The organism is Megasphaera jansseni, from assembly GCF_047974155.1.
In the GTDB taxonomy this organism is placed as follows: domain Bacteria; phylum Bacillota; class Negativicutes; order Veillonellales; family Megasphaeraceae; genus Megasphaera.
Window position 1 is genome coordinate 18,898 of the sequence record NZ_JBHYRR010000029.1, and the last position, 23,465, is coordinate 42,362.

The window sequence follows — 23,465 nt, forward strand, 5'->3', positions numbered from 1 at the left end:
TTTCCTTACAAAGGGATTTCAAAAACCCGTCCGTCCCGCTGCAGGCCAGCAGCCTGGCGGTTGACATAGGCGATATACCAGCCGTTCCACCATTCTCCAGCTGCACAAGTCGCCGTTTGTCCCTGCCATTTCAAAATGACCAGGTGATTATCTCCTTCATGGACGGCCCCACAGACGACGGGCAGCATCCATTCTTTTTTCTCTTTTTTAGGCTTTTCCTTAGCTTCTTCAAGCACTGCCGCCGGAACAGGCGGCTGTACCGCTTCAGGCGCAGCAGTCTTCTTCGGCAGACTGCCGGCAAACAAATCAGGTAAGGGCTTATAGCGCAAGGCCGGCCGGACATCGTAGACGAGGTCCCCTTTGCCGTCTTTCCGCTCAGCCTCGTCAGAAGCAGAAAAAACGGGATGCGACCCAGCTTCATGCTGAGCGGCATCCCGTTTCATCTGTTCTTGTCCCTGCGACGGCTCGTCCCACCATATCCAGATGGCGCCAAGGCAGACAAGTATCCCTATATAGGGAAGCCATGTCTTGCGATGCTGAACGATACCGTTCCTTACCTTTTGCAGGACGGACAAGACTCTATTTCTTATCTCCATAACCCTGCGGATGATGCTGATGCCAGTTCCAGGCATCGGCAATGATTTGTTCTACTTTACTGTGTGTCGGCTGCCAGCCTGTGACGCGGCGGATCTTTTCGGATCCGGCGATGAGGATGGCCGGGTCGCCGGCACGGCGCGGTGCTTCTTCGACTTTGAAGTCTTTGCCTGTGACTTTCTTGGCGGCTTCGATCATTTCACGGACGCTGAAGCCGTTCTGAGAGCCTAAGTTGAAGTACTGCGATTCTCCCCCTTCGGCGAGGTACTTGAGGACCCTTACGTGGGCGTCTGCGAGGTCTGTGACGTGGATGTAGTCACGGATGCAGGTACCGTCGGGCGTCGGATAGTCGGTGCCGAAGATCTTGATGCTGTCCCGCTGGCCCAGAGCCGTCTGCAAGATCAGGGGGATGAGGTGTGTTTCCGGTGTGTGGTCTTCACCAATGGTGCCGCTTCCATCGGCCCCGGCGGCATTGAAGTAGCGCAGGGCCACGTAGCGCAGGCCATAGGCCCGGCTGAACTGGGCCAGCATGGTTTCGATCATGAGCTTGGTCTGGCCGTAGACGTTGGTCGGATGGTAGGGCATATCTTCCGTAATCGGCGTCTGTTCCGGTTCGCCGTAGACAGCGGCCGTCGACGAAAAGACGAAGTATTTGACGCCGGCCCGGCGTACGGCTTCCAGGAGGCAGTACGAGCCGACGACGTTGTTGTCGTAATAAATCGTCGGGTTTTCCATGGATTCGCCGACCTGGCTGTGGGCGGCGAAGTGCATGACGGCGTCGATGTTCATGTCTTCCATGATGTGCCGTACCCGGTCGATGTCATGGATGTCGACGACGTAAAAAGGGATTTCTTCGGGGACGGCTGCCCGATGGCCGCGCGAAAGGTTATCGATGACGATGACGTTGTGGCCCTGAGCCAATAAGGCCTTGACTGTATGGCTGCCGATGTAGCCTGCGCCGCCTGTAACGAGAATATTCATGATACTATGCCCCCATTATTGTTCCTGTAATTTTTTCAGGCGGCCGCCGAGGAATTTCTTGTAGACTTCGACGCCGGGCTGGTTGAAGGCGTCGACGTTGGCGTATTCGCCTTCGTAAGCGATGGACAGGCAGAGCATGAACATCAATTCACCCAGGTGATACGGGGTCAGGGCAGGCAGGATGTAGTTGGCACTGGGACGGCCGTCGCCGGCGAGGGCTTCGGCGTTGGAGCTGCGGGCCGCTTCCAGAATCTGGCTCAAAGGCAGGCCGCTGAAGGCAGCGAGTTTCGGGTATTCGTCATAGAGATGGGGAACCGTGACGTCGTCAGGCCAGTTTTCGATGGAGACGAACTGGACGACTTTGTCCTGCGGGCCTTCCTGGTGTTCCTGGGTCTGGGCGTGCATATCCGTCGTGCCGACGGCGACGATCGGCGTGCGGCCGTAGTTGACGACATTGCCCTGTTTGTCCAGGCGTTTGCCAAGGGATTCAGCCAGGAGCTGGATGTACCATTCGGACAGGGATTTCAGGTTGTCTGCATAGGGCATGAGGACTTCCAGGCCGCGGCCATGGTTCTTGCCGGCCAGGAACTTGAGGACGCTGTTGAGGAGGGCCGGGTTCTGCCAGATATCCGGATTCTGGCAGGCGTGGTCCATGTCGCGGGCACCGTCGAGGAACTGGCGGATGTCAAAGCCCGTGAGGGCACCGACGATGAGGCCGACTTCGGAGAAGACGCTGAAACGGCCGCCGACGCCATCGGGAACGTAGAAGATGGGCCAGCCCGATTTCTTGGCCAGGCCGTGGAGCAGCGTTTCTTTTTCGCCGCCGTCGTGGGGGTCCGTAACGGCTACCGTTTCCAGGGCGATGCCGGCGTCATCCATGGCCTGTTTGAGGACCATGTAGTTAGACATGGGTTCAATGGTCGAACCCGATTTGGAAATGACGACGGCCATGACCGTATAGTTCGGTTTGGTGTGGCTGTCGGCCTTGAGGAAATGGATGAGGCCCGTCATTTTATGGGAGTCAACGTTGTTGCCGGCAAAAAAGGCTTTCGGGAAGCCTTTGCGTTCTGCTGTGCTCTTGAGGTTCCAGAATTCGCCGCACTGGACGTCGAAGAGGACCTTGCCGCCGAGATAGGAACCGCCGATGCCGAGGAATACGACGGCGTCTACGCGGTTGCGTGTCGTCCGTGCCAGTTCTTCCAGGGCAAAGATGCGTTCCGGGCTGTTGATGTTGCCGTCTTCGATGTACGGCAGCTGCGGGAAGAGGACTTCTTCCGGTTCGCCGTCTTTCGAGAGATGGCCCGGCATGATGCCGGTCTTGCGCATATTCATAACGGCTTCGTGAGCCTTGGTGTAAACGGGTTCAAAATCCTTGACTTCTTCTTCCGTGACGGCCTTGGGACCATAAAGGTTGGTTACGTCAAAAGTGAATCCAGAACGTAATTTTAATTGGGTCATGTAAACTCCCTACCTTTCGATAGAATAATGTCTTATTCGCGTACGAAATCATTATATCATAAAACGGGGCGCACAGGCTACCTCCTGGACGGCGAAGGGCCCGATGTGGAAAAAGAGGCTGTCGCATTAAGACAGCCTCTTTTTACGTTGATCGTAGGTCGTTCATCGTTTGTCGTATGGGATTAAAAATATCAATCCATCGCGATGAACGATGAACTACGAACGAAAAACTTTTAAGTTGAAGGGGCCTCGCATGATGGCAAAAACCTTCGTGCGACAGCCTCTTTTGCTGTAGGGGCTCGCACGTGGCGAGCCCGCTCACGTAAATAGTTGATAACGGGATTCTTTCATATACCGACGGGCGCCCCACGTTGGTGCCCCTACAATACGACCCACGAGATTCCCGCAAGCGGGCCATGGGCAACCTCTCAGACCGCCTTTGGCGGCCAGCTCCCCTATGAGGGGAGCCTTGCGGCCTGCGAATTGCGATTTTGCCCTCAAAAATGGAGCATGGACTTGAGGAAGTTCTGGGTCCGTTCGTTCTGCGGGTGTTCAAAGACGTCTTCCGGTTTGCCTTGTTCCTGGATGATGCCGTCGGCCATAAAGATGACGCGGTCGGCGACTTCTTTGGCGAAGGCCATTTCGTGGGTGACGATGATCATGGTCATGTGTTCATCGGCGAGCTGTTTGATGGTCCGCAGGACTTCGCCGGTCAGTTCCGGGTCCAGGGCGCTGGTCGGTTCGTCGAAGAGCATGATGTCCGGATCCATGGCCAGGGCGCGGGCAATGGCCACACGCTGCTGCTGGCCGCCGGAGAGGCGCGACGGATAGGCATCGCGTTTGTCCCAGAGGCCGACTTTTTTCAGGAGCTCTTCGGCTTTGGGCATGATGTCTTCGGTCTTCATCTTCTTGACGATGCGCGGCGCTTCCAGGATATTGTCCAGGACAGTCATGTGCGGGAAGAGGTTGAAGTGCTGGAAACACATGCCCATGCGGCGGCAGATGGCCCGGACGTCGGCTGCCGGAGCGTAGACGGCACGATTGCTTCCTTCAGGCGTGCTGACCATGGTCTGGCCGTCGACGACGATGGAACCGCTGTTAATCGTTTCCAGCTGACAGAGACAGCGCAGGAAGGTACTCTTGCCGCTGCCCGACGGGCCGATGATGGAAATGACTTCCCCCGTTTCAACGTGGAGGGTGACGTCTTTCAAGACTTCGAGATTCCCGAAGCTCTTGCGGATATGGTCCATTTCAATAAAACTCATGATAATCCTCCTTATTCATCGTAAACGGCATAGCGTTTTTCCAGATAACCAAAGACCTTGGTCAGGATAAAGGTAAAGAACAGGTAGAAGACGGCAGCGACCAGGAAGGCCGTCGTGTCGAAGTCACGCTGTACGATGGAGCGCGTAATGCGCAGGATGTCGTTCATGGCCAGGATGTAGACCAGGGACGTATCCTTGAGGAGGTTGATCGTTTCGTTCGAGACCGGCGGCAGGACGCGCTTGATGACCTGGGGCAGGATGATGCGGCGCATGGTCTGGACGTAAGTCATGCCCAGGACTTTTGCCCCTTCATACTGGCCGCGATCGATGGACTGGATGCCGCCGCGGAAGATTTCAGCAAAGTACGCGGCATAGTTGAGGACAAAGGCAATGATGGCCGCCGGGAAGGCCGGCAGTTTCAGGCCGTCGATGATGAAAGGCAGGCCGTAGTAGATGAACAAGATCTGCAGCATGAGCGGCGTACCGCGCATGACGTAGATATAAGCGTACATAGCCTTACGCAGGATGGCGATCTTGGAAATACGGCCGATAGCCATGAGGATACCCAAAGGCAGGCTCAGGACGATGGTGATGATGAAAATTTTCAGGGTAATCTGCAGGCCTACGGCAACGGCAGGCACGATGTGAAATAAATAATCCATGTTGACTCCTTTTTGGACTTGATACATATACAGAGGCGGGGCTTCCCCAAAATCCGGTAACGGGCTCGCCACGTGCGAGCCCCTACGATTGGCGGATTGACATATATACAGTATAGGATTCACGCATATACGCAAGGCGGGCCGCCCTTTTGGGCGGCCCCTACATACGGTCCCCATAGGACCGTCGCGAATGCGAACTGCGAATCCCCGCTTACTGTACTTTAATGGTAATATCTTCGTTAAACCACTTCTGGGACAACCTAGTCATTGTACCATCTTCACTCATTTGTTTCAAGACGTCGTTGAGCTTATCCTGCAAGAGCGTATCTTCCTTGCGCATGCCGACGCCGAATTTTTCATCGCCCATCTTGTCGTCGATGACCTTGAACTTGCCCGGTTTCTTGGCCATGTAGTAGCGGCCGACGACGCTGTCGACGAGGATGCCGTCTGTACGGCCGATTTCCAGGTCCATGAAGGCATTGACGAAGTCACCGTATTTCTTGACTTCTGCCAGGGAATCCTTGAATTCGGCATTCTTTTCCAGGGCGTCGATGGAGCTGCTCCCTTCCTGGGTGCCGATGACCTTGCCAGCCAGGCCGGCCCGGTCATTAATGGGCGAATCGGCGCGGACGACGAGGAGCTGGGCGTTATTCATATAGGGCTTGGAGAAAGCAATCTGCTGGGCCCGTTCGTCCGTAATGGTCAGGCCGTTCCAGAGCATGTCGACCTGTTTGCTCTTGAGGGCCGCTTCCTTGCTGTCCCAATCGATAGGCTTGAATTCGACCGGGATGCCCAGGCGCTTGGAGGCTTCCTGTGCCAGGTCGATGTCGAAGCCGACGAGCTGGCCGCTGTCATCGCGGAAGCCCATGGGCGGGAAGTTGTCATCGAGACCGATGACGATCTTGTCGGGCAGTTTCTGTTCTGCCTGTTTATTGGCATTGCCGCCGCAGCCGGCGACCATAGTAACGGCTGCTACAGCCAGGGTGCCCGCAGCCAGTGCTTTTTTCCAATTCATGTAAATTCCTCCTTACATCGTGACGTCGATGCCAAACCATTTTTCAGAAATCTTCTTCGACGTGCCGTCGTTGTGCATGTCTTCCAGGACCTTGTCGATCTGGGCCTTCAGTTCCGTATCGTCCTTACGCATGCCGACACCGCTGGGGATATCAGGATAGCCGACGTCGATGATGCGGAACGGCGCGTTGTTCTTCTTGATGAAGTACGCCGCTGTCGTCTGGGCGACGACGACGGCATCGATGCGGCCGACTTCCAGGTCCATGAAGGACGTGACGTTATCCGAATACTGTTTCAGTTCCTTGAAGGAATCGCGCAGTTCCGGTTCGGCTTCGATGGCTTCCAGGCCGGTGCTGCCCTGCTGGGTGCCGACAATTTTGCCGGCCAGGTCGGCCTTGCCCTGGATGGGCGAGTCGTTCTTGACCAACAGGATCTGCGGGCCGTTTTCATAAGGCCGGGAGAAGAGGATGTTCTGTTCCCGTTCCGGCGTGATGGACAGGCCGTTCCAGATGGCATCGATTTTCTTGCTCTTCAGTTCCGTTTCCTTGCTGTCCCAGTCGATGGGCTTGAATTCGACTTCCATGCCCAGGCGCTTGCTGGCTTCCTTGGCCATGTCGATATCGAAGCCGACGAGTTCGCCGCTTTCATCATGGAATCCGAAAGGCGGGAAGTTGTCATCGAGGCCGATGACGATTTTCCCCTTTTGAGCCGTCGCCCCCTTATCGGCCTGTTTGTCTCCGCCGCACCCGGCGACGAAAGTGGCTGTCAGAAGTGCCGCCATACCGGCAGCTGCGTATTTTTTCCATTCCATGATTATCGCTCTCCCCTTGAGATCATCTAGGCGTACCGTTGTGTACAAGCCTTATTTTACTTTATTTCGTTAAAAAGATAAAGGCTTTAGGGTATAAAAAATCGGCATGTCTCCATGCCGATTCATGCATACCATACATATAAGAGGCACTGTTAGTGGGCGCTGTCGTCATCGTCTGTCTCGTGGGCCTGCTTGATGCGGTCGATGATGCGCTGTTTATTGCGCTTCGAGAGGAACTGCAGGTGCACGGGCAGGACGGCCAGGCCCCCTTCTTCAGCTTCGCCCAGCTGGATTTCCTGCCAGTTGTCGCTGATGACGAAGATATCCTTATAGGGCAGGAAGATGAGGCTCCGTTCTTCATGGAACTGGTCGTCGTAGAACTCATGGAGCGACCGGAACTGACGGCGGACGATGAGGCCCTTCTGGGTGACGTAGCACATGACGTCGTCCTGGCGATGGATGCGCCACAGGCAGAAGGCCAGGACGGCCCAGTTGTCGAGGTGTTCGACCAGGTGCGCTTCCCCCGTCATGAGCCAGAAGAAATAGATGGCCACCAGGAGGAAGAGGCCCTTCATGAAGCCGGAAAACCATTTCGAGTTCTCATAGGCCGCCTCGACGGGACCACAGCGGAAATGCTTTTCCAGGTCTGCCTGTTTCATTTTCTCAGTTTCTTGCTCGTCTTCGGTGCCGTCTTGATGACGACGTTGCGGCCGTCCTTGACGACTTCCAGGGAGATGTCGCCGACGCCGTCCTTGAAGTAAGCCATCTTGATATCCAACAGGATAGAACCGACTTTTTCCTGGAGGTCATCGGTGAAGAACTGGCGGCGGAAATCCGAAGCTGTCTGCTTCTTGGCCGTCTTTTTGGCCTGCGGCTGGCGGACGCTCACTTCGTCGTCTTCCCAGCCCGTCGTTTCAAAGGTCGCTTCTTCTTCGACGCCCTGGAACATGTCTTCGATAGAGCGATTCTTGGGAATCTTATGTTTTGCCATGACAATCACCTACTTCTTTTCCATTTTATCGGATTTTTCCGATGCTTCGTGCATACTGTTCAGGGTAATCTTACTGAAGTCTTCTGGCGTCTTGTACGTCGCGATCTTCTTGAAGCCCACCCGCAGGCGGCCGCGGTAGGCGGCTACGACCTTGTCGTCGTGGTTCATTTCGGCGATGTAGATTTCCTGGCCGTCGATGCCGATGAGACGGAAATTGCCACTCGGCGAGATTTCACGCCAGCTGCTGGTCGCCCCGTCGAACATGTAGACGACGCCGGTGCGCAGGTTGTCGTAGAAGAACGTATCCGAGTCGTAGAAGACAGCGATGCGGCCGATGTTTTCTGCCTGGACGCGGATGCGGCGCGTATCGTAGTTGGCATCGGTCCGGTAGATACGGTATTTATTTTCATCGACCTGGAGCTTCATGTAGACGACGTTGGTCGCCGTCGAATAAGCGACGTCGACGATTTTGCTGTCGGCCGGGGCATCTTCGATAGGCGTATCGAGTTCGCGGTCCGGATAAATCGGGTTGTACTGGGCGATGTAGACGCCGTACTTGCCGGTCTTCTTGTCGCGGCCATAGGTGGCGAAGATAGCCAGGTTACGGTCCGGCAGCCATTCAAAGAAGGATACCTTGCGGCCGTGGAGATTGATGCGCTGGGGATCGTTCTTCTTGCCGGCTTCGTAAATAGTGACCCTGTCGTCGACGATGGTCGCCATGAAGCGCTTGTCATAGGAATAGAAGCTGCGGCCGTTCGGTTCCGTCCCTTCGCCCATGGCTTCCTGCTGATTCGTGCCGCCGATCTGGAAATCCGACGTCGGCGCGAACAAGACCTGGTCCAGATAGAGATAAACAGCAGCCTGGACGGCAATGCCGGCCAGAAAGACTGCAATGAACTTTCGTATTTTCATAGCCTGCCTCCTACTTGACGACGAACGCCGTCGGAATCATGCGTTCACCTAAGAGGTCCGCCGGTTTATTGATGACTTTGCCGTTATAATACAGCGTCGAGCTCGATCCGCCATCCAGGTTGGCCGCGATGACGGCGCCTTCTTCATACATGATATTCTGGATGTCGCGCAGTGTCGCCCCGACGGAATAGCCAGGCTGGCGGCCGTCGATGACCAGGAAGAGGACCGTACCGTCCTTGCGCTGGCCGATGGCCGTACGGGGACCGACGCCCCAGCCGCCGTCGCCATGGGTGATCATCTTTTCGCCGTTGACGATGAGGGCCGGCCCGAAGGAAATGCCTTCAACGACGTCTTTTTCTTTCAGTTCGGCCTTGGAGTAGTTGCCGACGATGAGGTTGCCGTCCTTGGTAAAGCCGACGAATTCATTTTCTTCCTCATCGGACGCATCCTGGCCGAGGAGATATTTGCCATCATGGAGGATGAAACCGTAAGGCTGGCGGCCCGTACCGGTCCCGTTGGCATCATAGAAGCCGCCGGCATTGATGGCCGCTACGGCGCCGACGCGTTCGGCAATGCCGCTGGTCGTGTCGCCTTTTTCATCCATATTTTCAGCCGTCGCGACCTGCACGCGATGCGGATCCGGGATTTCCAGGAGGAATCCCTTGAAACGGCTGGAATCGATATTCTTCAGGGTAAGTGTCGAGTCCGTCCGGGCTTTGAACTTGAACAGTTCCTGCTTCGGCGTCGAGCTGATGCCGCCCAGGATTTCGTCGATTTCTTCCTGCGAAAAAAGCCAGGTGATGTACTGGGGATGACGGCTCTTCAGGATAGCCCCGACGACGGTGCGCTTCAAGTTGTCGAACGGTCCGAAGAGGACGACAAACGGCGATGTCAAGGCGAAGAAAATGGCGACAAAGACAAAAAACTTACCGATTTCTTTTACGTGTTTCCTCATAAGTAACCTCGAAAATAATAAAGTTAGCGTTCTTCATACTGCGGCGTCGTGACGCGCTGCTTGAAGTTTTCTATATCGACGGCATTGCCGATCCAGATGCGCTTGACGGCATACGGGTTATCTCCGTACTTAGCCCAGCCCGGATCCATGGTAAAGGCCAGCTTGATGCCGGCCGCCTTCAGGGCATCGCCGGCGCTCTTCGTATAGCCGCCATAGGGATAGCAGAAATATTCATTGGTAATGCCCAGCTGTTCCTTGAGTTCAGCCTGGCTCTTCTTGATTTCATCGGCAAAGGTACGCCCTGTCATGTCCGTCGCCCGTTCATGGTGATAGCTATGAGACGCAATGGTCAGGCCGGCAGCCTGCATTTCCTTGACCTGCTGCCAGTTCAAGCGCGTCCCCTGATCCGTATCATACGTCGGCACGAAAACCGTCCCGGCAAAGCCATATTCCTTCAAAACAGGCATGACGATGCTGTACGTATCGGGGTAGCCGTCGTCAAAAGTGAGGACGACCGGCCGGACCGGTACGGGCTTGTTATGTACCATATAGTCGTAGAGCTGGTCCAGGGTAATGGGATGGAAATCATTGTCCTTCAAAAATTTCATCTGTTCCCGGAAGTGCGATTCCAAGAGGACCGCATCGTTATCGGGTACATCGCCGATCATATGATACATCAGGACCGGGATGCCCTGCTTGGGCACGGCCATTTCCACCTGTGGCTGCGAATCTTTTTTCGCAGTCGTGGCCGTATCGCCGGCCTGATTCCCAGGCGTACAGCCGGCCAGCATGAAGCAACACAGGATAGCCAGGAAGGCCAGTTTCCATATACGCAAATTGTACAGCCCCTCTCGTTAAGATTCTTCGTTATCCCGCACCGTCACGACGGGCAGCTCATCGTAATGACCGGCCAGGAACAGGCGGATGTAACGTTCGGCATCATCGCGGACGGCCTTGTCGGCTTCGATCGAATGGAAGCAGACATTGGGCGTGAGCAGGAATTCCGGCCGGGCAATCATCTTGAGCAGCATCGGGCTCGGATGTTCCATGGACAATACATCGAGGGCGGCACTGCGGATATGGCCGTCGTCGACAGCATGATAAAGGGCCGCTTCGTCCGCCAGGCCGCCGCGGCAGCAGTTGACGAACATGGAACCTTCTTTCATTTCCTCGAACTGTTCGTCCTGGAATATGTAGCGTGTCGTTTCGTTGAGCGGCATGTGAAGTGATACGACGTCGCTGGTCTGGAGAAGTTTGTCGAAGTCGACGGGACGGACACTGCGTTCCATCATGACCTTTTCACTGACAAACGGATCATAAGCCTGGATCTTGCATCCAAAAGCCTGGAGACGGGCGGCGACGGCACGGCCGACATGGCCAAATCCGACGAGGCCGATGAGATTGCTGCTGACACGGTGGATAGGCCAGGGCACAGACCCGTATTCCCAACGGCTGTTGGTGCGGATATCGCTCTGGTACTCCGGAAGCTGGCGGATGAGGGCCAGGATCATGGCACACGTATGGTCGGCAATATCGTCGACACAGTACGACGTATTGTTGATGACCATGACGCCCTTTTTCCGGGCAGCCGCCAAATCGACATTATCCGACCGCGTCGATAAGACGACGATCAATTTCAAATCGTCCAATTCTTCCAGAAGAGAAGCCGTAATCGGTTCGGATTTACAGATGATGACATCTGCATCTTCGAGCCTGTCGGCCAGTTCTTCTTCATCTCCGGGAGGACAATATTCAACGCGCGCTACATCGCGCAGTCTCTCTCCAAAATCATCTTCATCCTGACGTCCTGTCAAAACACTTATGTGATACATTATCACTGCCCCTTTTCTATAAACAAAAGATTTAGTCATAAAGATACACCTAATTATATACCATATAAAAGTCAATTATCAAGTCCCTGTGCCGTCCTTGACGGAGTTGTAAAAACTCTGCTATAATAGTTTCGTTATGGAAAGGTGTCCGAGTGGTTTAAGGAGCTAGTCTTGAAAACTAGTGATGCGGCAACGCACCGTGGGTTCGAATCCCACCCTTTCCGCCACTGCTTTAGGGGAGCAATGAGAAATATTTCTGAATGTTTCTAGTCGCTTAATCATGCGGATTGTAGGCGATTTTGATAACGAAAGAATGTTTCCCACTGCTCTTTTTTTGCACCCTTTCTGCACTTTTTTTGCACTTTTTTTGCTCACTTACTGCTCACTATTTTGGGCCAGAATCAAATACTGATTCGTTCGAGTTTGGCACGCGTTTCGGCCTTCATGTTCTCCGTGACGTGTGTATAAATCTGTAACGTCGTGTTGGGGTCGTTATGGCCGACCCGTTGCATGATTGCCTTTAACGGCACGTTCATCTCTGCCAGCATACTGATATGGGTATGCCGGAAGATGTGCGTGCTTATTTTTTTGCCCGGAATATGGAGTTTCCGCAACTGACGGTTGATGAATTGGATATTGTACGGCGCGCCCGAACGTGTCGTGAAGACGTAGCCCTTGTCATGGTAGGAACGGCTGATGCAATTCCCTTTACGTCCCCATAATTCCATTTTTTTGTTGTCGGCCTTGAACCAACGGAGAATAGCCAGCGACCGCTGATTCAAGTCCACATCACGATAGGAATAAATGTTTTTTGGCGTGCCGCGCTGTACTTCATCCCCATTGCAACGGCTCTTGACGATAGTCCCGTTGACGTTGAGCTGTTTCTTCTTGAAATCTATGTCCTGCCAGCGCAAGGCCAGCATTTCACCACAACGAAGCCCGGTAAGGCTGATAAATTCCATAGCCAGTGCCACGCGTGGATTGAGGATGCGTAATTGTTCCAAACAGTCTTTCAACTCCTGCCGATTCAAGAATTTGTTGTTGACCCGTTTCAGCTCGTCCGGCGTGGCCGGGCGGCGTTTGAGCTTGATAGCTTCAAAGTCATAGATATTGTCGATGTACCCGGCCTTTTTGGCATACCGCATGACGGCCTTGATAGTCGTCAGCGTGGACGACGAGTACGAGAACGACAGCTTTTCCTTGTAGTACATCGTCTGCACTACCTTTTCGGCAATGGCTGGCGTGAAGTCCACGAAAAGCAGACCGTCTTCCACGCCTTCCAATATGCGCTTGCAATACATCTTGTGATTGTTGTTTGTTTCTTCCTTGACCATGAGCGACGTACTGTCTACCCATTCACGGCAGACCGCTTCCAAGGTCATTGTCATAGCCAGCTCATTATGCTTTTCTTCATTGGTCGCGATAAGCTCGTTGAATTTTTCCATCAACATACTCGCGGCCATCTTCTGAGCATGACGGCTGTTGCTGTTGAGCGTGACAGACAAATGATACTTCTTGCCTGTCCGCTTGTCTGTAAATCGTTCACGATAGACATACCGTGTACCCTTGCTATTGATTTTCTCTTCACACCACATACATAGACTCCTTCCTATCCGTTTCCCATGTCGCCCCTGCTCGCTTCATGAAATCCATCAAGAAAGTTTTTCGTGGATGCGGTTATGATCTATTTCTTTTTGTCAGTACCACCAATACCCTTGATATTGGATTTTTCCAATAATTTGAACAGCGTTTCCTGTAAACTGCCAAGCGTTTTTGTATCGCCTTCCGCTTCCGCTTTCATCATCTTATCTGAAAGCGGCTTCATCTGTTCTAGGAGTTTCATCTGTATTCTTAAATATGCTTGATTTTCTTCTTTATTGAGTTTTCTTTCATAGTCCACTAAAGCATCATGGATGTTATCTGCCCACACTTTTTTCAAATCACGAAATACGTCACATTTGATTTGCTGATATATTTGCTTTAGGTCATCCTCTGTTTTGATATGAAAAGGATATTCCTCGCCCGGTTCGGTTATCTCGTAACGCCACCATGTCGAGCCTTCTTCTTTTAGTTCATATCCAACGTTAGCAAAATCCTGTTTTATCTGCTGTATCGTGGATAATGGGCTCGGCGTGTACCCCATTAATTCATCAATAGATACATGCAGGGTTGAAGCAATCATTGTTAAATTGGCTTCATTAGGCCAGCTTCCTCTTTCATATGTAGCATAACTTGAATAAGGAATGCCAGCGGCCTTTGCAAAGTCTTTTGCCTGTTTGTATCCGGCATTCTGTCTTAGACGTTTCAAATTGTCTTTAAGTGCCATGTAATCACCTGCTTTCACCCTAATAATACATCATCATAGATTTATAGTCAATAAAATACATGTATCCTCTTGACTTTAAACCATGTTCATGAGATAATAGGGCTGTGAAAACCTGTTTTTGAAAGGTGGTGAAAACATGAAAGCAGATTTGTATATTGACCCGGCGAAGCTAAAAATCGCAACAGCTCGTGCTTGTCTGAGCTTTCGTCGTTTAGCTCAACGGGCCGACTTATCGCCAGAAACAGTCACACGCCTCTATCGCAGTAAGTCTGCACGTTGTGTGACCACGGAAACGGCGGGGAAGCTGGCAAGAGCATTGAATGTTGACGTCCTTGATATTTTGAGGAGTGAAGAAAATGAAGGAAACACTTGATTTAGATTTGCTGGCCCGGCTGATTCCTCAACTCGTCGCGCTGGCGAAAAAACATTGGGCCTCGTGTGACTGGCAAGAAGGCGCGCCGACAGAAGTTTTTGCCGATAGCGGCTTTATTTGTATTCGATATGCCAGCGGCGCGTGGTATCACTACGACCTCGACCACGGCACGTGGTTCTGATTTGAAGCCCCTGCTCGCTTCATGGAATCCGTATGAGAGGAGTATTGAGAATGGATTTGAAAATAGTTCGGGTTGATTCGTTCGGACACGAATGGTTGCGGCCTCGTCAACTCGAGGAAAAGTACGGGTTGGGCCGCGTGACCCTCTGGCGGCTACTGTCAGAAATGCGGACGCGCCCAAAATACCGGCGGTCAATCATCGACCTATCCACCAAGCTACGCATTGTCCGGGATAAAGATTTTTTGGAATTTTTGTACAGTCAGAATAAACTTTACTTAAAAAAATGAGGTGATTGCATGAAAAATCAACAGGTATTTTTGCTAAACGTTTCCCGGCCGTCCATGGCAAGAGCAATTCGCCAACACTGCCTGCAATGCAGTGGCAACCAAACGGCGGAAGTCCGCGATTGTGTCGTGACGCGCTGTCCACTTTATCCGTACCGATTTGGATGCAAGCCGAAAGCGGCCTTTAACCGTCTGTCTAGGCGGTATGACCCGGTTTTTATTGAAGAAAGGAAAATTGACCATGACTAACTCTATTCTGCTCGACAAAATCACTGCTCGCATTGGCCGCTACGCAGACGCGTCCGAACGCGCGACCAATCCCGAACATCGCCGCTTTCTCTGGTACTTAATGACCGGGTCTTTCATCGCTTTTGCCGTCGCAAAACAGGCGAACGGCCTAGAAGGCTGGCGGCAGTCTATCGACGAACATATCGCAGTTTTTTCCGACCGTTTGGCAGACACCGACGTGGTGGGCGACAATCGTGTCGGCGTGTTGGCCGCTTTCGTAGCCTTCTTGCTCTGCAAGCTCGATCTGCTCGAAAATCAGCTCGGCCAACATGGCACGCAATCCATTGACGACGTATTCCGTCATCTTTTCTGCTAACAGAAAAAGCCGCTTCCGGGTGACGGCCCGAAAACGGCGGCAGGCAATACCATTGGCGTGGACGTTGCCTGTCTGCATTGTACACGAGAACAAGCCGTCCGTAAAGACGGCAGGTCATATATTTTCGCAGGTAGCGGCAGTTATGCCGCTTCCTGCATGAAAGGGGGAACTTATTTTGTACGTTTTTCAAATCCTCAAACAAGCTGGCGCAATCGGGGAAGGCCGGGCTATGACAAGCCGAGAGCTGATGCGGCGCACGGGCTTGACCCGTCGGGGACTGGTTCGCCGTGTTAACTGGGAAAGGAAGCGGCATCTGATTTGTTCGACGACTTCCGGCGACGGCGGTTACTATCGGCCAGCCAGCCGTGCAGATATTCAGCGTTTTCTAGCCGGGCAGGAACAGCTGATTAAGCGTCATGCGGTGTCCATGCGACTGGCCCGGCGGCTGATGCGGCGACCTTCAAATAATTGACGGGTGGTGGTTACATGAGTCAAAAAGGGCGCAACTGGCCGTCGTGGCAAGCTAGGGACAAAAAAGAAGGCGGCTTCACCTGTATCCCAAAATCAGTGGAAAACAGCCCTGCTTTTCAAGAGCTATCTGGCAATCAGATTCGCTTGCTTTTGCGCTGTTGGCGACGTGGCGACTATAGGGCCAATGACCCATCTCGAAAGCATTTGCCAAGGGATGATTATCCGGGAGTAGACAAGTACCGTCGCGATGAAGTTTTTTATATGGGGCTGGCTGTCGCTGTCAATTACGGATTATACAAGCCAACAAATCGGAAGTATTACACGGATATGAAGGCCCTCGAAAAAGTTGGCTTTATTGAACGGTTAAGCACTGGCAAAAAAACACAATCTCTATCGATTTATAAGCTGTCGGATAAGTGGAAGTCTTACCGCCCAAACGATTAAAATCTCATGTGCCTAATGGGAGAATAATGATTTCCCCTCAAAAGTCGACTAAATGGCTTGATTAAGCCATTAATAGCTATTTTTAATCATTCTCCAATTAGGTGAATAATAGCAGAAAATTTCAACGAAAATCACCTTTCATTCTCCGATTAGGAGAATAATAACACGAGTTAATACGATGGCTAAGCCATTCTCAATATCGTGTTACTTTCTCCCATTAGGCACATATATATAGATATACCATCTCCCCCGTAACTGAGATACGCTAATAGGGAGTATGTGAAGCGGTTCGAGTACACGGGGTATTAGAAGGCCACAATGACGTGAAGTCGGCAATTAACTTGTTGTAAGTGAAGTAATAGGGCTGGCTTGTTGGCTGGCAACTAGATCTATGTCGCGCCCCATAGATTGCAAGCACACGAAAAGCAGTCAGCATGACTAATAATCTAACAAATCAGACACCCTAAAAGGGAAACGGCGGTGACTGCCATATATACGGCCATCCTCATTGGATTCGGCAGGGCTGTGGCCGTCCTACTGGGTCAGCTTTCTGTCCTGCACGTCATCCTGCTATCCTTATATTTTTTAGGCCCTAAAGGAAGCACGGCCTATTCACATGTTTTTAGTGGCCCGATTTTCAGCCACTAAGCCACGTCCCCATGGATGCGGCTATTAGCAAAGGAGAGATAACATGATTAATACGAACAAAACGACCAACTATGAACCGTCCCTCAGTGCCAGTGCAGGACGTTCGGACAAATTCCACGAAGCAACAAAGCGGTTGAGCGATTACCTGTACAGCTTGAACCTGTCGCCAGAAGAAAACGGCACGCTCATTCATTTGCTGTTGGCTGAAATCTTGACGGCAGAACATGACGCGTTTCTGCACGGGCTTCTTCCCTCTCTCATCCATGCCGCTCGTTTAGGGTCGCTCGATGAAACGGCCACCAACAACGAAAAGGCCATCAAGGCCAAATCCGTGGCGAATAGCTACGAATACGGTTTTGGGGTCGGCGCGAACGTGGCCCTGTCGGGAACGGCCATGGATGCGGACGACCTGTCTATCAAGAGTGACTATGACCGTGGATTCAAGGACGGGTACTGTTTGGGCCGCAACGTGTTCAACAGTGACGACTTGAAACTATTAGACGGCGTGTACGAATACGAACAGTAACCTGCAAAGGACGGTCAACGGGCTGGCTACCTGTTGGCCGTTTTTCCATGCTGATTTGAGTATATTTACATAGTCAAACTCATTCCTGTTGGGGTATAATTAAAATAGAAGAAGCTCTATCTATGGCCGGAATGCCGTTACTATTTTGGTAGCTTGCGCCGGAGGTACTGACAGGGCTTCTTTGTTAGTACCTTAGTTTCCCGTGTATGGTATAATCAAAATATGCCACTTAAACGGCCTTTAAAATGTCTTTCATATCGGCCATGACAAATTATACCTGCCGTCGTCGTTCCATCAAAAGAAACGACTGTGACTGCATCAGAATGAAAAAAAACGCATTTTACGAGGTGAGCGACATGCATATCAAAGGACAACGGAAAAGCAACGATAAAAATACCCGGATCGTCGAGTCCATGTTTTACCGCTTCAAAGAAATTGAACAGGCTATCAAGGATGTTCGTATGGATCATAAAGATTGTGGACGTACAGGCCATGCATGGATAAACGACCCGACCGCCACGGCGGCAGTCGATAAGGCCACGGAGCTGAAACGCGTCATCCTGTCGGACGGCACGGAGATAGCCTATCCCGAACGCTGGCTAAAGATAGTCCGGGCCACCTATCAGCATTTGGACAGCCTGCAACAAAAGGTATTCGTCGTCCGCTACATCAAGCACCTGTCATGGAAAGAGTGTGTAGCCCTCAATATTTCAAAGGATACTTTCTATAGCCTGCTCAATGATGCGGTCATCTTTGCCAAGCTGGCGGCGTGCCAGTTGGGCCTCATGCGTGTGATTTGACGTGCCTTTTCCGCATCCACGTGGAAAATAGTAAATCCAAATTTTGGATATAGCTCTTGAAATCCGCCTTTTCCGCATCCACGTGGAAAATAGAGCAGATTCCCATTCCGGGAATTGGCAATCATCGCGAGATTTGAGAGGCCCTAAAAAGGATTCAGAGATTTTGGAGGCCCTAAAAGGGGAGTAGCGTTTTGCGACGCCGTGCGGACGCTCAATAACTTAGCACTTTTATCACCCTTAAAAAGCGATGAGTTATTTTTAATTTGCCTAAATCTGTTTCGACTGCTATAATAGTAGACAAATTAAAGGAATCGACCACCAGTGGACCAGAATGCGTCCGGGCTGAGGTGTTTATACCAGTAAGCCAGTGGTCGGTTCTTTTTTTATTTCCATAAATCGCATCGCCTTTTTAATACTACCGAAAGTTCCGACCCCTGTTCCGCATCCATGTGAAGCCAACAAAAAAGCACCAAGGAATACGCTCTTGATGCTGATAAAAATTTGCAGGGACGACATGGAATTATACCGGGTTGCACTCTTTCTGCACACTTCATAAAATACATAGGCGGAAACGGCTCAACCATGCGAATGTTCCACACTTTCCGCCAGTTTCCAAAAAGGGCTGTCGCACATGCGACAGCCCTTTTTAAGTGGTTAGCAGCTAATGGCTAGTGGCTAGCAAGAGCCCCAATCGGGGCCTTCTTTTACGAGTCACGAGTATCCTGAAGCGATGTTGTCAATCTGATTCTGAAGCGACCGGCGGGGCGCACTTTGGGCGCCCCTACTTCTTATGGAAAAAGTGCGGCGAGTCGCCCCATTGTCCCAGGCCGATGGTGTCGCCTACGGAGGCTACACGGGCGCTGAGGCAGTTCTTGCACTGATCCGGCACTTCGTCGACGCAGGGTTTATTGTCATATAAGAGGTACTGGGGCCGGTATTTTGGGACCGTGACGATGGGCATGAGGACGTTGGCCCCGGCTTTGAGTCCCAGTTCCCGTCCCAGGGGATGGAGAGCCTGGAGGGCCGTCGTAGCGGCGATGTTGACGTCAGGCAGGAAGAGGCGTGTGACGGCAATCATCTTGAGTCCCAGTTCCAGGCGGCGCTTCTTTTCTTCGGCGCTGTCCATGCCGGCAGCCATGACGTCTTTGCCGACTGGCGTGTTGTGGTGGACGACGTAAGGGCCCATGCCGATCATGTCGATGTCCATGTCCCGGTAAAAGAGGATATCGTCAGCCAAATCGCCCATCGTCTGGCCGGGCAGGCCGATCATGTCGCCCGTCCCGACCTGGTAGCCGATACGGCGCAGGCTGTCCAGGCAGTCCTTGCGGACCTGCCAGCGATGATGGCCGTCCTGGGGATGGAGCGTCGCATAGAGCCTGGGATTGCTCGTTTCGATGCGCAGGAGATAGCGGTGGGCGCCAGCGTCGAACCAACGGCGATACGTCTCTTCCGTCTGTTCGCCGACGCAGAGGGTCAGGCCCAATTCACCGTGGCTCAGGGCCTTGATGTCGCGGACGAGGCCTTCGACGTAGTCGATGAATTCTTCATCCTGCCGTTCGCCGGACTGGAGGGTCAGGGATCCGTAACGGTTTTCCCAGGCCCAGCGGGCCATGGCCAGGATATCATTGCGCGGCGTGTCGAAGCGTTCCACTTCGTCATTGCTCTTGCGGATGCCGCAGTATTTACAGTCTTTGATGCAGTAATTGGAAAATTCGACGAGGCCCCGGTAATAGACGACACGGCCCACATTGGCCGCCTTGACGGCATAGGCCGCATCATAGAGAGCCTGGAGTTCATCAGGATCGGTAATCGAGAGCAGCGCGATCAAATCGTCGCGGGTTTTCGGTTGTGAAATTGTCATAGACAGAACTCCTTTCAGGCCGCCTTATTCGTTGGCCCAATGAATCTTTTCAAAGAAAAGGAAGATGAGGCTCATGACCATGGCGACGACCGTAGCCAGGCCCATGCCCTTGAGCTGGACCGGACCGAGGACGATAGTCGCCCCGCTGAGGCCGGAAATCATGGTGACAGCCGTGAGGATGAGGTTCTTCGAGCGCGTATAGTCGACTTTCTTTTCGACGAGCATACGCAGGCCCGAAGCGGCGATGAAGCCGAACAGGAGGATGCAGACGCCGCCCATGACCGGTGTCGGGATGGCGTGGATGATGGCTGCGATCTTGCCGACGAAGGAAAAGAGGATGGCAAAGACTGCGGCCCCGCCGATGACCCAGGTGCTGTATACGCCGGTGATGGCCATGACGCCCATGTTTTCACCGTACGTCGTATTCGGTGTCGAACCGACCAGCCCGGACAGGACGTTGGACAGCCCATCGGCAAATAGGGACCGGTGCAGGCCCGGGTCCTTGATGAGGTCGCGGCCGACGATGTCGCTGGTGACGAAGAGATGGCCCAGGTGTTCGGCCAGGACGACGAAGAGGGCCGGCATGATCATCATGATGGCGCTGATATTGAATTCCGGCTTATAGAAAGTCGGAAGTGCGAACCAGGGCATTTCCTGGACGTGGGTCCAATCGACGACGCCCATGAAGAACGACAGGATATAACCGGCAATGACGCCGATGAGGATGGGGATGATACCGATGAAGCCCCGGCCGAGGACGGTGGCCAGGATGGTGACGACCAGTGTGAACGTCGAGATGATCATAGCCGTTTCATTGGACATGCCCTGGACTTCGCCCATATAGCCGGACATATTCATGGCCAGCGGGGCCAGTTCCAGGCCGATGATGGCTACGATGGAGCCCATGGCAGCCGGCGGGAAGAGGACGTCGATCCACTTGGTGCCGACCTTGTCGACAATGGCCGCCAGGACCATAAAGGACAGGCCGAAGACGATGAAGCCCCCCTGGGCGTCGCCATAGGACATGCCCGGCGTCGAGCAGACGGCCAGGACCGGCGAAATGAAGGCGAAACTCGAACCGAGGTAGGCCGGCAGGCGCCATTTACAAATAGTCAGGTAAAGGAGCGTGCCGACGCCGTTCATGAACAGGGCCGTCGCCGGGTCGACGTGGAGCAGGAACGGGACCAGGACCGTCGAGCCGAACATGGCAAAGAGATGCTGTAAACTCAGGGGAATCGTCGGCAGGATAGGCAGCCGTTCTTCCACATGTATAATTCTTCGTTGTTCCATAAAATCAAAATCCTCCTAAAATCAATGCCGTATAAAGGGCGGCCGCAAGGCCTGCCGGGCCTGATGGGCGCTCATATCCTGCGCCTGGGCCGCGGCGATGTAGTTATCGTAGCTGACGCGCAGCAGCAGCGATGCGGAAATCAAGTTCAAAATAAGGGACGACCCGCCATAGCTGATGAAGGGCAGCGGAACGCCGACGACGGGAAAAAAGTCCGTGACCATAGCCATATTGACCAGGCCCTGGCCGCCGAGAGAAAAGGTGATGCCCATGGCCAGGAACATACCGAATCGGTCCTGACAGGAACCGGCCGCCTGGATGCCGAAATAAATCAGGGCGAAAAACAAGAACAAGACCAGGATGGCCCCCAAAAAGCCCCATTCCTGGCAGAGGATGGCATAGGCAAAGTCCGTATGGGCTTCGGGCAGATAACTGAACTTGCTGATGCCCGTCCCCATGCCCTGGCCCCAGACACCGCCGGAGCCGATGGCGATGAGGCTCTGGCTTATCTGATAACCGATGGTCTTCTTGTATTCATCAGGGTATATCCAGGCCCGGATGCGGTCTTTCTGGTAATCATGACCAAAAAAATAAAAGGCCAGGCCCAGGGCAGCCAGCGTCACGACGATAGAAATACCTAACTTCCACCACGACCAGTGCCGGTCATAGAGCGGAATACCGCTGCACAAGAGCATGAATGCCGGCGGTACAAAGAGCACGATAGCCGTGCCGGCATCCGGCTGGAGCAGGATGACCACAGCCAGGAAGAGGGCTGGCAAGAGGCAAATCAGGCCATAACTCTTGAAGAGCTTCTCTTTTTTCAATAACAACGGCGCCAAATGCTCGATATGCCATTTTTTAGTGAACCGTTCGACGACCGTTTTCTGGTCGCCGTGACATTCCCAAAAGAAAGTCAGCGCCGCAGCCGTACAAATGATAGCCGCCAGTTTCGCGAATTCCGACGGCTGGAAAGACACGGCACCATATCCCAGCCAGCGCTGTGCACCGTTGACGGTGATACCGACGACCTTGACGGCAAAGAGCAGCAGGGCGCTGATCAGGACCAGCGTACCGCACCAGCGGCGCAGCCACTGATAGCCCAATTTCCAGACCCCGGCAGCCGCCAGCAGGCCCAGGACCAGGAAGCCCACCTGCTTCAAGAGATAGCCGTAAATGGTACTTCCGCCATCGAGGACAAAGGTCGAACTGAGGATATTTTCCATACCGATGACAATGAGGCACGAAAAAACCCCAACCAGCCAGAGGACATTAGTCCTCCGGTGCCGGGTCCGGACTGTCAATCTGGGTTTTAACATGAGCAATCACTTCCTTGGGACGCGTAGCGACACAATGGAAAATAGGCTGTCCCTTGGCGCTGAACTTGGCTTCATATTCCGTCATGGCTTCATTCAAAATCGAACTGTTATGGAGATCATACGTCACTTCTGACAAAGGCCAGCCACATTCCCTGAATTCATCGAGGGTGAAATCGAAGAGGCCTGCATTATCGGACTTGAAGTAAATCTGGCCGCCTTCCCGGAGCAGCCGTGCATAGCGGTCGAGGAACCCGCGGTACGTCAGGCGCCGTTTGGCATGGCGTTTCTTGGGCCAGGGATCGCAGAAATTGATGAAGAAACGGTCCACTTCCCCTGGGGCAAAAATATCTTCCAGGCGGGCTACATCAAAGCGCAGGAGCTGGACATTGTCCACTTCGGCAGCGGCGCACTTCTTGCCCGCATAGTAGAGGACGCCGACCTGGATCTCGATGCCGATGAAATTGACATCCTTATGGATCTGGGCCATCTGGGAAATGAAATTCCCCTTCCCCGTCCCCAATTCGACCCACAGCGGCGTATCGGGGTTCTTAAAGAGGGACCGCCATTTCCCCTTATAGCTCTCACAGCTTTCCAAATGGAGAAAATCACTGTAATCCTTGATAGCCTCGTCAATCCACGGTTTTCTTCGTAAACGCATGTTGCCTCCTTATAAAAATAATCCATCGTACAAGAACCCTTCAGACCTGCTGTACAAGCCGAAGGGTTCCATGACTAACTTTTTCAGACTTATTTAATTATAAAAAATGTCGGCGCCGGTGTCAATAAAAACCCGGAAGTTTGACACTTGCTCCTTACTTCATTGAATAAGAAATCCTATAACCAAGCCATTGATAGCTATTTTTTTCGT

At 52.9% G+C, this 23,465-nt stretch carries 26 protein-coding genes and 1 tRNA gene; 8 read left to right on the plus strand and 19 right to left on the minus strand.

Going from position 1 to position 23,465, the window contains the following annotated elements; all coding sequences use genetic code 11:
- Window positions 1–5 precede the first annotated feature (5 nt).
- The 13 genes from ACE418_RS10735 to ACE418_RS10795 all read right to left on the minus strand — a co-directional run bounded on the left by ACE418_RS10735 (window position 6) and on the right by ACE418_RS10795 (window position 11,475).
- Window positions 6–596 (minus strand): hypothetical protein, encoded by a 591-nt coding sequence (locus ACE418_RS10735; protein WP_416450604.1) that lies wholly within the window; start codon window positions 594–596, stop codon window positions 6–8.
- A complete protein-coding gene (gene galE, locus ACE418_RS10740) occupies window positions 580–1,575 on the minus strand; it encodes a UDP-glucose 4-epimerase GalE (protein WP_416450605.1) in 996 nt (331 codons plus the stop codon). The genes ACE418_RS10735 and galE overlap by 17 nt, the downstream gene beginning before the upstream one ends.
- Window positions 1,576–1,590: 15 nt before the next feature.
- The gene (locus tag ACE418_RS10745) at window positions 1,591–3,033 is read right to left on the minus strand and encodes a glucose-6-phosphate isomerase (protein WP_416450606.1); all 1,443 of its coding nucleotides are present in this window, start codon (window positions 3,031–3,033) and stop codon (window positions 1,591–1,593) included.
- Between the two features lie 497 nt (window positions 3,034–3,530).
- Window positions 3,531–4,298 (minus strand): amino acid ABC transporter ATP-binding protein, encoded by a 768-nt coding sequence (locus tag ACE418_RS10750; RefSeq protein ID WP_416450607.1) that lies wholly within the window; start codon window positions 4,296–4,298, stop codon window positions 3,531–3,533.
- An 11-nt stretch (window positions 4,299–4,309) separates the two neighbouring features.
- The gene (locus tag ACE418_RS10755; protein ID WP_289123120.1) at window positions 4,310–4,960 is read right to left on the minus strand and encodes an amino acid ABC transporter permease; all 651 of its coding nucleotides are present in this window, start codon (window positions 4,958–4,960) and stop codon (window positions 4,310–4,312) included.
- Window positions 4,961–5,171: 211 nt separating this feature from the next.
- Entirely contained in the window at window positions 5,172–5,975 is an 804-nt protein-coding gene (locus ACE418_RS10760) for an amino acid ABC transporter substrate-binding protein (RefSeq protein ID WP_416450608.1), read from the minus strand.
- Window positions 5,976–5,987: 12 nt separating this feature from the next.
- Window positions 5,988–6,785: an amino acid ABC transporter substrate-binding protein gene (locus ACE418_RS10765; RefSeq protein ID WP_416450609.1), complete on the minus strand. Its 798-nt coding sequence runs from the start codon at window positions 6,783–6,785 to the stop codon at window positions 5,988–5,990.
- 152 nt (window positions 6,786–6,937) lie between these two features.
- Window positions 6,938–7,444 (minus strand): hypothetical protein, encoded by a 507-nt coding sequence (locus tag ACE418_RS10770; RefSeq protein ID WP_416450610.1) that lies wholly within the window; start codon window positions 7,442–7,444, stop codon window positions 6,938–6,940.
- Window positions 7,441–7,776, minus strand: coding sequence for a hypothetical protein (locus ACE418_RS10775; protein WP_416450612.1), 336 nt, complete (start codon window positions 7,774–7,776; stop codon window positions 7,441–7,443). The genes ACE418_RS10770 and ACE418_RS10775 overlap by 4 nt, the downstream gene beginning before the upstream one ends.
- 9 nt (window positions 7,777–7,785) lie before the next feature.
- Window positions 7,786–8,688 carry a hypothetical protein gene (locus ACE418_RS10780; RefSeq protein ID WP_416450613.1) on the minus strand — a complete coding sequence of 301 codons (903 nt, stop codon included), beginning with the start codon at window positions 8,686–8,688 and terminating at the stop codon, window positions 7,786–7,788.
- Window positions 8,689–8,698: 10 nt separating this feature from the next.
- A complete protein-coding gene (locus ACE418_RS10785) occupies window positions 8,699–9,643 on the minus strand; it encodes a phosphodiester glycosidase family protein (RefSeq protein WP_292262139.1) in 945 nt (314 codons plus the stop codon).
- Window positions 9,644–9,666: 23 nt separating this feature from the next.
- Window positions 9,667–10,479 (minus strand): polysaccharide deacetylase family protein, encoded by an 813-nt coding sequence (locus ACE418_RS10790; protein ID WP_416450614.1) that lies wholly within the window; start codon window positions 10,477–10,479, stop codon window positions 9,667–9,669.
- Window positions 10,480–10,497: 18 nt separating this feature from the next.
- A complete protein-coding gene (locus ACE418_RS10795; protein WP_416450615.1) occupies window positions 10,498–11,475 on the minus strand; it encodes a C-terminal binding protein in 978 nt (325 codons plus the stop codon).
- A 138-nt stretch (window positions 11,476–11,613) separates the two neighbouring features.
- On the opposite strand from ACE418_RS10795, the gene ACE418_RS10800 reads away from it, so the two are divergent.
- Window positions 11,614–11,702 (plus strand) — tRNA-Ser (locus ACE418_RS10800).
- A gap of 174 nt (window positions 11,703–11,876) precedes the next feature.
- On the opposite strand, the gene ACE418_RS10805 is transcribed toward ACE418_RS10800, so the two are convergent.
- Both ACE418_RS10805 and ACE418_RS10810 read right to left on the minus strand, forming a co-directional pair.
- A complete protein-coding gene (locus ACE418_RS10805; RefSeq protein ID WP_416450616.1) occupies window positions 11,877–13,070 on the minus strand; it encodes a tyrosine-type recombinase/integrase in 1,194 nt (397 codons plus the stop codon).
- An 89-nt stretch (window positions 13,071–13,159) separates the two neighbouring features.
- Window positions 13,160–13,801 carry a helix-turn-helix domain-containing protein gene (locus tag ACE418_RS10810; protein WP_292105562.1) on the minus strand — a complete coding sequence of 214 codons (642 nt, stop codon included), beginning with the start codon at window positions 13,799–13,801 and terminating at the stop codon, window positions 13,160–13,162.
- Window positions 13,802–13,937: 136 nt separating this feature from the next.
- Between ACE418_RS10810 and ACE418_RS10815 the strand changes: the two genes are divergently transcribed.
- The 7 genes from ACE418_RS10815 to ACE418_RS10845 all read left to right on the plus strand — a co-directional run bounded on the left by ACE418_RS10815 (window position 13,938) and on the right by ACE418_RS10845 (window position 18,132).
- The gene (locus ACE418_RS10815) at window positions 13,938–14,174 is read left to right on the plus strand and encodes a helix-turn-helix domain-containing protein (RefSeq protein WP_416450617.1); all 237 of its coding nucleotides are present in this window, start codon (window positions 13,938–13,940) and stop codon (window positions 14,172–14,174) included.
- Window positions 14,158–14,355, plus strand: a complete 198-nt coding sequence (locus tag ACE418_RS10820) for a hypothetical protein (RefSeq protein WP_416450618.1) — start codon at window positions 14,158–14,160, stop codon at window positions 14,353–14,355. The genes ACE418_RS10815 and ACE418_RS10820 overlap by 17 nt, the downstream gene beginning before the upstream one ends.
- 50 nt (window positions 14,356–14,405) lie before the next feature.
- Entirely contained in the window at window positions 14,406–14,642 is a 237-nt protein-coding gene (locus tag ACE418_RS10825) for a hypothetical protein (protein WP_416450619.1), read from the plus strand.
- A gap of 202 nt (window positions 14,643–14,844) precedes the next feature.
- Window positions 14,845–15,243, plus strand: coding sequence for a hypothetical protein (locus ACE418_RS10830; RefSeq protein ID WP_416450620.1), 399 nt, complete (start codon window positions 14,845–14,847; stop codon window positions 15,241–15,243).
- 486 nt (window positions 15,244–15,729) lie between these two features.
- Window positions 15,730–16,158, plus strand: coding sequence for a hypothetical protein (locus ACE418_RS10835; protein ID WP_416450621.1), 429 nt, complete (start codon window positions 15,730–15,732; stop codon window positions 16,156–16,158).
- A gap of 691 nt (window positions 16,159–16,849) precedes the next feature.
- The gene (locus tag ACE418_RS10840; RefSeq protein ID WP_416450622.1) at window positions 16,850–17,332 is read left to right on the plus strand and encodes a hypothetical protein; all 483 of its coding nucleotides are present in this window, start codon (window positions 16,850–16,852) and stop codon (window positions 17,330–17,332) included.
- A gap of 323 nt (window positions 17,333–17,655) precedes the next feature.
- On the plus strand, window positions 17,656–18,132 hold the full coding sequence (locus ACE418_RS10845; RefSeq protein WP_416450623.1) for a hypothetical protein: 477 nt from the start codon (window positions 17,656–17,658) through the stop codon (window positions 18,130–18,132).
- Between the two features lie 781 nt (window positions 18,133–18,913).
- Here the strand turns inward: ACE418_RS10845 and hydE are convergent.
- Genes hydE through trmB form a run of 4 tightly spaced genes read right to left on the minus strand, consistent with a single transcriptional unit; the run spans window position 18,914 to window position 23,255 of the window.
- Entirely contained in the window at window positions 18,914–19,993 is a 1,080-nt protein-coding gene (hydE, locus tag ACE418_RS10850; protein WP_416450624.1) for a [FeFe] hydrogenase H-cluster radical SAM maturase HydE, read from the minus strand.
- Between the two features lie 24 nt (window positions 19,994–20,017).
- Window positions 20,018–21,283, minus strand: coding sequence for a uracil permease (gene uraA, locus ACE418_RS10855; protein ID WP_416450625.1), 1,266 nt, complete (start codon window positions 21,281–21,283; stop codon window positions 20,018–20,020).
- A gap of 21 nt (window positions 21,284–21,304) precedes the next feature.
- Window positions 21,305–22,597: an FtsW/RodA/SpoVE family cell cycle protein gene (locus tag ACE418_RS10860; protein WP_416450626.1), complete on the minus strand. Its 1,293-nt coding sequence runs from the start codon at window positions 22,595–22,597 to the stop codon at window positions 21,305–21,307.
- The gene (gene trmB, locus ACE418_RS10865) at window positions 22,551–23,255 is read right to left on the minus strand and encodes a tRNA (guanosine(46)-N7)-methyltransferase TrmB (protein WP_416450627.1); all 705 of its coding nucleotides are present in this window, start codon (window positions 23,253–23,255) and stop codon (window positions 22,551–22,553) included. The genes ACE418_RS10860 and trmB overlap by 47 nt, the downstream gene beginning before the upstream one ends.
- Window positions 23,256–23,465: the final 210 nt, after the last annotated feature.